Genomic DNA, 10,545 nt, shown 5'->3' with positions numbered 1-10,545 from the left:
GCCGTGAACAAGAACGAGTCCGCCCCCATCTTCGAGGTGGCCTCCTACGGCATCGCGGGCGACCTGTTCAAGGTCACCCCCATGCTCATCGACTCCATCAAGGCCATCAAGGCTGGCAAATAAGACATATGGATACAAAAAGCTCCTCCCCGCCCGGGGAGGAGCTTTTGTGTCATGTGGGATCAGAGAGCGTAGGGGACGGGCGCTGTCCCGTCCCGCAGGCTGTTAGAGGAGCTTACTGGAACATCATGTTGCCGAGGCCGACATTCGGATCCGTTTGACCAAGGCCATTATGTACCTCAATCTTCATCTGGAGCCCATGGTTCAGGGGGATGGTGACCTTCCGGGGAAGGGCCTCCGGGTCCACCGTATAGTTGGCCACCCGCACGTCATCTACGTAGAAGATCACTTCGGAATCGAGGTTGCCTGTACCATCGATATGTCCCAAATCCAAAGTCAGGCTACTATATGCCCCATCCAGATTGAATAGCGCCCATTGAGTGCCACGGGAAGTCGCCAAAAACCCATTCCCATACTCTTTACCACCCATTTTCATAGTCTGAGCACCCGTAACTATCCCTGTACGTCCGCTGCCCCAGACCGTATACGGCTTGCACACATCCTCCATCCGATAGCTCCCGGTGGTCATGGGAGAGCTTCCAATGTAGGCCCGCTTGGTGTTTCCGTCGTAATTGACGGCCTTGCCCAGGGCCTGGCTCACGGCCCGGAGAGGGATGTAGGTGGTGCCGTTGTAGACGAAGGTCTCCACGCTCTTGCCGTTGGCATCCTTGGGGTCCAGACGGACTCCGTCCACGAAGATCTCGATGCCCTGCAAAACGTTGATCTTCTTGCTGGTCAGCGCCGCCGCCCCCGCGGGGACAGCTACGCCGAGGGCCAGAGTCGCCACGAGGACCCCGGCCGCGAAATCGCGCGCCCGGTGCAGTTTCATGTCAGGTTCCTCCTCTTTTTATTCTGTTGTTCCATCCCGGCGGGTGCGGGGGAGAGGGCCGGATGCCCGGCCCTCCGTCGTGCGCGGGATGGAAAACAAAAACGCCGTGCAGGGTGTTCCCCCACACGACGCAAGAGGCCGGACCTCTGTAATGCTACAGGCGCACGCCAAAAACGGGTCTCCCGGAGGGCCTTGTAAAAGGCGGCGGGATACCGTATAATAAAACGTGCGATGCGGTTCTATGCCGTGGTGTAGGTGGTGTTGCACCTGCGCAGGCACGTCGGGACTCCTACCTCCCGGCGTGCTGTCGCATTTTTGTTTTCCATGGCTATCTTACCATAGTTCCGCGCCGTTTTCAACCGGTTTTCGGAATTCCGACCATATGCCGCTCCGCCCCAGTGTATACACTGGGGCATTTTCTGTTTCCACATCTACGGTCCTCTCTGTGGAAAACATCACAGCGTCCGCTCCATATCGTACCACACGGCCCCGCCGTGGACGGACTGGGAGACACCACAGTTCCGGAAGCCGAATTTCTCATAGTAGTGGATCAGGCGGTCCTTGCAGGTCAGCACCACCCGGCGCTTCCCGGCGGCACGGGCCCGGTCCAGATAGGTCCCCATGAGCCGGGCGGCCAGGCCCTGACGGCGATGGCTGGGCAGGACGGCCAGACCAAGGATGGCCAGCGTCTCGCCGTCCCCGCCGGCTCCGCCGGGCTCATAGATGGAGTCGCAGATAAAGCGCTCCCGGATGGCCGGGCCGTTCAGCAGGCCCACGATCCGGCCGTCCTCCTCGGCCACCAGGAACCAGTCGGGGAAGGCGGCGATGCGGTAACGGAAGGCCTCCCGGGCGGCGGCCTCCGCAGGCGGGAAGCCGGCGTTCTCTACGGCGCAGACCCCGTCCAGATCGGCCGGGACGGCATTGCGGATGAGGATGGACATGATATCGCTCCTGTCATATCGAGATCAGATGGGAAAAGGCCCCGGACGGCTCGTCCGGGGCCTCAGTCTGTCAAGAAAGCCGTTTCTTTCATTGAGAGATGAAAAGCCTCGCAGAGTTCCGTCACCCGCAGGTGACGGAATAAAGTGTAAGACGTTTTTTCTGAGGACATGTGCCTCAGAAAAAACTCTTCTCAGGCCGCTAGTGTGCGAGCAAAGCGAGTGCGCGCGGCGGCCTGCATCCTATCGAAGAAATGCTTGCATTTCTGAGAGGCGTGTCGAACTGGTTCGACACGCCAAGGCCCCGGACGGCTCGTCCGGGGCCTTCGTGTGTGTTTTGGGGAGAAGAGGCTCAGGCCTTCTTCTTGGAGGCCTCGCGCATCCGGGCACTGTGGTCCAGCAGACGCTTGCGCAGACGCAGGTTCTCCGGGGTGACCTCCAGCAGCTCGTCGTCGCCCAAGAACTCCATGCACTGCTCCAGAGACATCTGGCGGGGCGGGGTGAGGCGCAGGGCCTCATCGGAGCCGGAAGCGCGCATGTTGGTCAGCTGCTTCTTCTTGCAGATGTTGACGGAGATGTCCTCCTGCTTGGGGGTCTCGCCCACCACCATGCCGGCGTAGACGGGGGTGCCCGCGCCGATGAACAGGACGCCGCGGTCCTGGGCGTTGAACAGGCCGTAGGTCACGGCCTCGCCGGTCTCGAAGGCCACCAGAGAGCCGGTGGAACGGCGGGCGATGTCGCCCTTATAGGGGGCGTAGCACTCAAAGACGGAGGCCATGATGCCCTCGCCCTTGGTGTCGGTCAGGAACTCGTTGCGGTAGCCGAACAGGCCGCGGGCGGGGACCAGGAACTCCAGCTTCATGCGGTCGCCCACGGGGTTCATCTCCAGCAGCTCACCCTTCCGGGCGCCGATCTTCTCCATGACCGCGCCCACGGAATCGGAGGGCACGTCCACCACCAGACGCTCGATGGGCTCGCACTTCTTGCCGTCGATCTCCTGATACAGCACACGGGGCGGGGAGACCTGGAACTCATAGCCCTCCCGGCGCATGGTCTCGATCAGGATGGACAGGGACATCTCGCCGCGGCCGGCCACGTTGAAGGAGTCGGTGTTCTCCGTCTCAGTGACCTTCAGGGACACGTCCTTCAGGGTCTCACGGAACAGGCGCTCCCGCAGCTGGCGGGAGGTGACGAACTTGCCCTCGCGGCCGGCGAAGGGGGAGTCGTTCACGGAGAAGGTCATCTCGATGGTGGGGGCGGAGATCTTCACGAACTCCATGGGCTCCACCGCGTCGGGGGAGCAGATGGTGTCGCCGATGGTGATGTCACCGATGCCGCTCATGGCGATGATGTTGCCGGCGGTGGACTGGGTGACGGGCATCTTGCCCAGACCATCGAACTCATAGAGGGAGACCGCCTTGGCCTTCTGAGGGGCGGCGTCAGGGTCGTGGTAGTTGCAGACCACGATCTCCTGGTTCTGCTTGATGGTGCCGCGCTCGATGCGGCCGATGGCGATCCGGCCCACGAACTCGTTGTAGTCGATGGAGGAGACCAGCATCTGGAAGGGCTTGTCCACATCGGCCTCGGGGGCGGGGATATAGTTCACGATGGTCTCGAACAGCGGGGTCAGGTCGGTGCCGGGCACGTCGGGGGAGTAGGAGGCGGTGCCCTGACGGCCGGAGCAGAACAGAGTGGGGGACTCGAACTGCTCGTCGGTGGCGTTCAGGTCCAGCAGGAGCTCCAGCACCTCGTCCACCACCTCGTGGATGCGCTGGTCAGGACGGTCGATCTTGTTGATGACCACGATGACCTTATGGCCCAGCTCCAGGGCCTTGGACAGCACGAAGCGGGTCTGGGGCATGGGGCCCTCGGCGGCGTCCACCAGCAGGATGACGCCGTTGACCATCTTCAGGATGCGCTCCACCTCGCCGCCGAAATCGGCGTGGCCCGGAGTGTCCACGATGTTGATCTTCACGTCCTTGTAGTGGACGGCGGTGTTCTTGGCCAGGATGGTGATGCCGCGCTCCCGCTCCAGGTCGCCGGAGTCCATGACGCGGTCCACGGTGGCCTGGTTCTCCCGGTAGATGCCGCCCTGCTTGAGCATCTCATCCACCAGAGTGGTCTTGCCATGATCGACGTGCGCGATGATGGCAACGTTCCTCAAATGTTGATCCTGCATATTTGGTGATTCCTCCTGATCGGTCCACGGGACCCGCAGGCGCGGGGCGCGTGCAGACATGATGAAGCATACGAAAATCTCAGTCCAATATTATAGTCTGTCGGACGGCAGAATGCAACTTTTTTTGCGGTTAGGGACGGCTTTTCGGCTATTCTTCCAATGGAAGCGGTCCGGCTTCCGGGCCATACGGTCGCTTTGCGTGTCCCTGCGGGGATCGGCGGTTGACAGTCCGGGGCATTTCGGGTAAAATATCACCTTGAGCATGGCTCTATGCGCCAGCAGTTCGATCGGATAGAGCGCACCCCTCCTGAGCGCACGGACATCGATTACCGATGGCACCACTTTTTCCACAATTTCACAACAAGCGTCTGTAGCTCAGCAGGATAGAGCGTCCGCCTCCTAAGCGGCAGATTGTTCGATTCCTTCGAGCCTTGAAAATTGCATAAAACTTATAAATGTCTCAGTAGCTCAGCTGGATAGAGCACACGCCTCCTAAGCGTGGGGTCGGAGGTTCAAATCCTCTCTGGGACGCCAGAAAGCACCGCTGCAAGCCTTTTTTCGGGGTTTGCAGCGTTTTTTTGTTCCTCCTTCTCCCGGTAATTTCACTTCCGTTACCGGGAGATTTTTATACGCCGCATGATGTATATTTGCTAATTGGACTCGAACGCTTTTCAGAAATTTGCTAAGAAAATTCTGCGTTTTGCTAATTCGATTTTTCGGATCACTTTGCCGGGGCTTGCGCCGCTATCAGGGCTGCGAGCGCACTTGCCAGCTCCGGCGACTTCTGAAGCTGCTCCACAAGGCTTTCAAGGTCCAGGGTCGCAGGCTCCGATTTTACCGGTTCTTCCGGTGGACGGACATTGCGAAGATCAGGCTTGGCATAGAAGGCTGTCTCGAATTTCTGAGCATTGACCTTTCTATCCTCGTCCAGAATGTGAGCATAGATACTGGTTATCATGTCAATCTCGGCATGGCCCGTATCGCCCTGGGTGGCTTTCAGATCGCCGTGGTTCAGTTTTAATTTGTAGGTGGTACTGGAATGACGGAGAGAATGAAAGACCACATCAGGGAGCTGTGCATCCCGCTTCAAGCATCGAAATGCGTTGGAAATGACCGTTTCCTCACAAGGGCGTCCATTCGGTAACGCCACCACAAGGTTATGATCGAGAGATGCTTTTGCAAAGGGGGCTTATATGCTCGGCGCTGAGGATAGAGAGATCATGCTGAAATAAAAAAAGACCTGCTTCGGCAGGTCTCAGTCTGTCAAAAAAGTGATCTCTCACGGAGAACGATGCAAGGGCCTCGCAGAGTTCCGTCACCCGCAGGTGACGGAATAAGATGCAAGGCGTTTTTTCTGGGGACATGCGCCTCAGAAAAAACTCTTCTCAGGCCGCAAGTGTACGAGCGTAGCGAGTGCGCGTGGCGGCCTGCATCTCCCTCTCAGAAATGCCAGTTCGTTCTTCACAAAGAACGAACTGGCATTTCTGAGAAGCGTGTCGAACTTTTTCGACACGCTGAGACCTGCTTCGGCGGGTCTAAATTACATAGGATCATTGAGTCTGAAAAAACCTTTGAAATTCTTATTCATACTTGCCACCCAGGATTCCTTTTGCAAGCTCCATGCCAATCTCATGGGCCTGCTCCGGCGTGACCTCCTTGATGTGGTATCCACAGTTTACTCCGGCCGGGTGAAGCTTCCCGAGCTTTGTCGAAAAAACAAAAGCGCCCTATGGACGATCTTTTCGTCCATAGGGCGTGATATTTGCTGTGAGGTTTAGTGGTCCAGGGGCTCAGCTTCCCATTCGGTGACGGTGCCGGAGGTGGCGTCGATGGTGAATTCGTGCTCCGTGCCGCCGTAGATGATCTTGCCCTCATACTCCGGGCGTCCATCGTCGTAGTCCAGTTTCCACTCATAGATGTCGCTGGCTGTTGCGCCGGATACGCGGGCAAGGGCAGTCTGCTTTGCCGTCGTCTCGCTGACGGTGGCGCTGTTGCCGGTGCCGACCACGGTTTTCGCCTCGTAGGCGGAGTTGAGGATCTCGCCGGTGGCGGCGTCGACCTCATAGTCGTATTTTGCACCGTTTGCGTACCACTCGATCTCGTAGACCTGACGGCCATCGTCATGATCCAGCTTGGACTTGGTGATGGTGGCGTCTGCCGCCTCGATCCCGGCGTGAGCAAGGGCAATCTCCTGCGCCTTAGCCTCATCCACCGCGCCGGAGGAGGTGCTGGGCGCGGTCTGTGCCGGTGCACCAGCCGTGCCGGATGCAGTGGTATCCGTCTGCGCCTGCTCCATGCTGATCTTCGCCGCCTGATCTGCCGCAGGCGCATTACCGCACCCGGCCAGCGCCGCCGCAAGCATGAGCGCTGTTCCGGTCAAAAGCCATTTTCGTTTCACGGGGCGTTCCTCCATTCGTGAGTATTGCGTGAAGTGTAACAGATAGAAACATACCTTGTCAATGGGTAAAACAAGATCTGAGGGGAAAAGAGCCTGCGTATCCGATGCCATCGATGCGGTATCCCGTGTACTGGAACACGCCGTTTTTGTAGACATCCCATGCCCCCATGGAGTAGGTTCCCGGAGGGCAGGAATCGAATGGCGCTGTGATCTGCTCTGCCCGCCACTGGTAAAGTGACGCGCTTCTGCCCGTGGCATTTCCGGCTGGGGCAGCTTGCTCCAGTCGCAGGTGGCGGCAGGTAGCTCTCCCGGCGGTGCGCCGGAAACGGCATCGTTGTCCCAGCGGGACACATCCGTGATGGTGTAGTCGGTCCCGTCGTCACAGCGGATCACGTCGCCTGCCTTTGGAACATAGCGGGAGACCTCCGCAGTAGAGGCGGCGGTCTGTTTTTTGATCCCATGATCCTGTCACCACCTTTTGGAGCTATTATGGAACGAAGTTTTTGATATCGATCCTGCTTCTGCCGCGTCTGCACACACCAGCGGTGATCCGGCTGGACCATCACACAGGTGACGAGGGTGATGATGTTCTCCGAGGCGTCATCCAAAACACTGGTATCATCTATCCGGACAGCGGTCCAGTCTCGATATAGAACGGCTTCCCGGTCCTGCCGGCCTTTACTTTCCGTCATGGGAAATAGTATAATAATAGACCTCGAAACAGGAGCTCGCCGGAGAGGCGGGGCTGAAAGGAGCAAAAAGTGGGATGGAGAACAAGCTTTTGGACCGATGGAACGACAAACAGACGGCCTATGGTACTTTCACGCAGCTGAAGAGCACGGTCGCGGTCGAGAACATCGCCTGCGCCCCCTTCGATTTCGTCATCATCGACGGGGAGCATCAGGAGATCGGCACCGACACCATGACGGCCGCCATCGCGGCGGCAGAGGCGGCGGGCATGGCCCCCATGGTGCGGATCGGGGAGATCTCCCGCCGGTCGGTGCTCCATCCTCTGGATGCCGGCGCCGCCGGGCTCATCATCCCCGCTGTCAAGACGGCAGAAGAGGTCCGGACGCTGGTGGCCTACGCCAAGTTCGCCCCCCTGGGGGACCGGGGCTATCTGCCTACCCGGGACTGCCGCTGGGGGACCCGGCCGGGCTTCGCCCCCACCGCCTACATGGAGGAGGCCAACCGCCGGACCATCCTCATGCCTCAGTGTGAGACCCGGGAGTGTCTGGAGCACATCGAGGAGATCGCCGCCATCGACGGGGTGGACGGCATCTTCGTGGGGCCCATGGACCTGTCCATTGCCCTGGGGATCCCACTCCAGTTGGATGCCCCGGAGCTCCGGCGGGCGATCGACCGGATCGTGGCGGCGTGCAGGGCCAGCGGCAAGATGACCATGACCTTCGCCGGTGACGCGGAGACTGCCCACCGCTATGTGGAACAGGGCTTCGACAGCGTGGCCGTGGGGGCGGACACCTTCCTGCTGATCCACGCCTATCAGGCCCTGTACGACCAGCTCAAGCGCTGAGCGGACCGATAAAAAAGGCCATGCCAGGGACGCGTGTCCCGAGCATGGCCTTTTTTTATCTGCTATTTGTGGGGAAAGTAGGCGGTCCAGCACCGTCATGCCTCTTTGACATACAGATCCTCTACGGCTGGAGCAGTCTGCCGGAGCAAAGCGTTGAAGTCGTTCTCGCAGATGGGCCGGTAGTACAGGAAGCCCTGGAGCTCGTCACAGCCCTCCCGGATCAGGAAGTCGGAGACCTCCTCGGTCTCTATGCCCTCGCAGACGATGGACTTATCCATCCGCTTCAGCAGGTGGAACAGCTCCTGGATCACGATCTCGCCGGCGGGGGTGAGACCGTCGGCCACGAATTTCCGGTCCAGCTTCACCTGGTCGAAGAGGATGTCCTTTAGCGTGTTCAGAGAGGAGTAGCCGGAGCCGAAGTCATCCATAGAGATCCGGATGTGCTTTTTGTGGAAGGCCCGGATGAGCTGGTTCACCACGTCGGGCCGTTCGATGTAGGCGCTCTCGGTAATCTCGAACACGATCTCATCGGTGTCCACCTGATAGCGGTCGATCAGGGCGTCCACCGCGTCCATGAGGAGCTGGGGCCGGGCAAAGTGGACCGGGGACAGGTTCAGAGCCAGGGGGACCCGCCGCTGTCCGTCCGCCCGCCGGCGGGACATCCACTGGAACGCCTTTTCGTAGACATAGAGGTCCAGATCCACCACATCGCCGGTCTCCTCCAGCAAAGGGACGAACATCCCCGGCATCCAGACGGTGCCGTCCGGCCGGACCCAGCGGACCAGCACCTCGGCGCTCTCGATCTGGCCGCTGGCCCCGCCCACCTTGGGCTGGAAATAGATCTGGAACTCGCCGCACTCCAGCGCGTGGCGGAAGGAGTGGACCACCTCGGCCCGCTGGCGCTCCTGCCGGGCCATCTCGTCGGTGTAGCAGCAGAGATGGGTCTCCTCGCGCTTGGCGGCCCGGCGGGCGGTGTTCGCATGGGTGATATAGTCCTCCGGCAGGACTGCGGGGTCGGACAGGGGACAGGCGCCGGTGTCAATCACGAAGGTCCCCACCGGGAAGGTCTCCATGATCGTCTGGGCGATCTGCTGGTTCTGGATCTGGACCTGCTCCAGAGCATCGTCCAGCGTCCAGCCGGTGATGTCCAGGAGCGCCACGAACACATCGGCGTGGAACCGGTAGACGGTCATGGACCGGTCCACCGCCTGGAGGGCGTCATAGAAGGCGTTGAGCACGGCGTTGCCGGTCTGGTAGCCGTAGGCGTCGTTGATCAGATGGAAATCCCCCACATCCATCATCAGCAGGAGGGTGCTGTGGCGGGAGGAGGCGTTCAGGAACGTCTGGAGCTTGGAGGTCAGCGCGGCGGCGGTGATCGGCGGGATAGACCGGTCTGTGTGGACGGAGAGGGCGGCCGCATCCAGCTCCTGCCGCTTCTTGGCGGCCTTGTCCCGGTACATCTTCTGGTCGGCGATCTTCATCAGGTCGTCCATCAGGTAGTAGTGATCCCGGTAGCTCACGTCGTAGCCCACCGCATAGCTGATCGGCAGGATGGCGGTGCGGTCATAGTCCGCCACCAGAGTCTGGAGGCGGGCGTCCATGGCGGCCAGCTCGTCCGGGGTGGTGTGCTCCTGGATGATGACGAATTCATCCCCGCCGAACCGGGCCAGGAAGCTGTTGGAGGACAGGGTCCGGGTCAGGAAGGAGGCGAAGGTCTGGATGCACAGGTCGCCCTTGTCGTGGCCGTAGAGGTCATTGATCTGCTTGAGACCGTTCAGGTCGAACATCATGATGCCGATGTCCAGCGTGTCGCTCCGTTCCCGGAGCTGGCGGAGGTACTTCTCCAGAGCCTTCTTGTCCTGGACACCGGTGACGTCAGTATAGGCCCGGGCGGAGATCTCCACCAGATAGTCCCGCAAGATCAGGAGGACAGTCTCCGCCAGGACGGAGCAGACGATGCAGGCCGCCAGGAGCGGCCGGAGCGAGGGCGAAAACTGCCCCCTGCTGTAGGAAGCCAGATGGAACGCCCACATGGCCAGCAGAAGGCAGAGGAAAGGAAAGACCATGCCAGCCTGACAGACGTTCACGGCCTGAGATCGCTTTTTCATGAAAGACCTCCGACAGTTTAGGAAAAGGATACGATGATCAGCTTGGCGAACGCGCCGGACAGACCGATCTTGCTGCCCTTCACGGTGACGACATAGTATCCGTTGAATCGGCTCAGGACGTTGATGGTCTCGCCAGGGAGAAAGCCCAGGGCCTCCAAATGATGGCGCTGTGCCTCCGTGCCACAGATTTTTTGGATCGTGTGGCTGGCGCCGATGGGGACCAGATTGAGCGGCATGGGGATCACCTCGATAATGGTTAGCTGATACTAACTCATGGCGGAAAGATGATACCACCAATGCGGCAGGATGTCAAGGGAGGGCGGGCATTTTCCGGACTGCCGTGTGTGCCCGGCAGTCCGGGAAGCCCTTCCGTACAGCAGAGCGGCAGTCCGTGTTCCAACGGACTGCCGCTCGTTCCAGACAGATGGGATGAGGACGG

General features: G+C 60.1%; 8 protein-coding genes, 1 tRNA gene and 1 pseudogene. 3 read left to right on the top strand and 7 right to left on the bottom strand.

All coding sequences use genetic code 11. The features are described from left to right. A pseudogene (locus KQI12_RS12585) lies at positions 1 to 123 on the top strand (electron transfer flavoprotein subunit alpha/FixB family protein); the annotation flags it as partial. A gap of 112 nt (positions 124 to 235) precedes the next feature. Here KQI12_RS12585 and KQI12_RS11955 read toward each other — a convergent pair. From KQI12_RS11955 to typA, 3 genes are all read right to left on the bottom strand, one after another. Next, entirely contained in the window at positions 236 to 949 is a 714-nt protein-coding gene (locus tag KQI12_RS11955) for a stalk domain-containing protein (RefSeq protein WP_216573659.1), read from the bottom strand. 455 nt (positions 950 to 1,404) lie between these two features. After that, positions 1,405 to 1,890, bottom strand: a complete 486-nt coding sequence (locus KQI12_RS11950) for a GNAT family N-acetyltransferase (RefSeq protein WP_253291073.1) — start codon at positions 1,888 to 1,890, stop codon at positions 1,405 to 1,407. Between the two features lie 349 nt (positions 1,891 to 2,239). Further along, entirely contained in the window at positions 2,240 to 4,066 is a 1,827-nt protein-coding gene (gene typA, locus KQI12_RS11945) for a translational GTPase TypA (protein ID WP_216573658.1), read from the bottom strand. Positions 4,067 to 4,523: 457 nt separating this feature from the next. Between typA and KQI12_RS11940 the strand changes: the two genes are divergently transcribed. Continuing rightward, positions 4,524 to 4,600 (top strand) — tRNA-Arg (locus tag KQI12_RS11940). A gap of 187 nt (positions 4,601 to 4,787) precedes the next feature. Here KQI12_RS11940 and KQI12_RS11935 read toward each other — a convergent pair. Next, the gene (locus tag KQI12_RS11935; protein ID WP_371818042.1) at positions 4,788 to 5,216 is read right to left on the bottom strand and encodes a hypothetical protein; all 429 of its coding nucleotides are present in this window, start codon (positions 5,214 to 5,216) and stop codon (positions 4,788 to 4,790) included. Positions 5,217 to 5,840: 624 nt separating this feature from the next. Beyond that, complete coding sequence (locus KQI12_RS11930) at positions 5,841 to 6,464, bottom strand: PepSY domain-containing protein (protein ID WP_216573656.1); 624 nt, start codon at positions 6,462 to 6,464, stop codon at positions 5,841 to 5,843. Between the two features lie 766 nt (positions 6,465 to 7,230). On the opposite strand from KQI12_RS11930, the gene KQI12_RS11925 reads away from it, so the two are divergent. Then, positions 7,231 to 7,998, top strand: a complete 768-nt coding sequence (locus tag KQI12_RS11925; RefSeq protein ID WP_216573655.1) for an HpcH/HpaI aldolase/citrate lyase family protein — start codon at positions 7,231 to 7,233, stop codon at positions 7,996 to 7,998. 95 nt (positions 7,999 to 8,093) lie between these two features. Here the strand turns inward: KQI12_RS11925 and KQI12_RS11920 are convergent, their stop codons facing one another. Together KQI12_RS11920 and KQI12_RS11915 are read right to left on the bottom strand one after the other, a co-directional pair. After that, the gene (locus KQI12_RS11920; RefSeq protein WP_216573654.1) at positions 8,094 to 10,106 is read right to left on the bottom strand and encodes a GGDEF domain-containing phosphodiesterase; all 2,013 of its coding nucleotides are present in this window, start codon (positions 10,104 to 10,106) and stop codon (positions 8,094 to 8,096) included. Positions 10,107 to 10,123: 17 nt separating this feature from the next. Then, positions 10,124 to 10,342 carry a FeoA family protein gene (locus tag KQI12_RS11915; protein WP_216573652.1) on the bottom strand — a complete coding sequence of 73 codons (219 nt, stop codon included), beginning with the start codon at positions 10,340 to 10,342 and terminating at the stop codon, positions 10,124 to 10,126. Positions 10,343 to 10,545 lie beyond the last annotated feature (203 nt).

Source organism: Pseudoflavonifractor sp. MSJ-37 (assembly GCF_018917965.1).
In the GTDB taxonomy this organism is placed as follows: domain Bacteria; phylum Bacillota; class Clostridia; order Oscillospirales; family Oscillospiraceae; genus Pseudoflavonifractor_A.
Note: the sequence above shows the minus strand (reverse complement) of the source record. Positions and strands in the feature narration are given on the sequence as shown.

Excerpts from the sequence above, each read along its gene's own strand:
- typA (WP_216573658.1), bottom strand. The coding sequence starts at position 4,066 with ATGCAGGATCAACATTTGAGGAACGTTGCCATCATCGCGCACGTCGAT.
- KQI12_RS11925 (WP_216573655.1), top strand. The coding sequence starts at position 7,231 with ATGGAGAACAAGCTTTTGGACCGATGGAACGACAAACAGACGGCCTAT.
- KQI12_RS11950 (WP_253291073.1), bottom strand. The coding sequence starts at position 1,890 with ATGTCCATCCTCATCCGCAATGCCGTCCCGGCCGATCTGGACGGGGTC.
- KQI12_RS11955 (WP_216573659.1), bottom strand. The coding sequence starts at position 949 with ATGAAACTGCACCGGGCGCGCGATTTCGCGGCCGGGGTCCTCGTGGCG.
- KQI12_RS11915 (WP_216573652.1), bottom strand. The coding sequence starts at position 10,342 with ATGCCGCTCAATCTGGTCCCCATCGGCGCCAGCCACACGATCCAAAAA.
- KQI12_RS11920 (WP_216573654.1), bottom strand. The coding sequence starts at position 10,106 with ATGAAAAAGCGATCTCAGGCCGTGAACGTCTGTCAGGCTGGCATGGTC.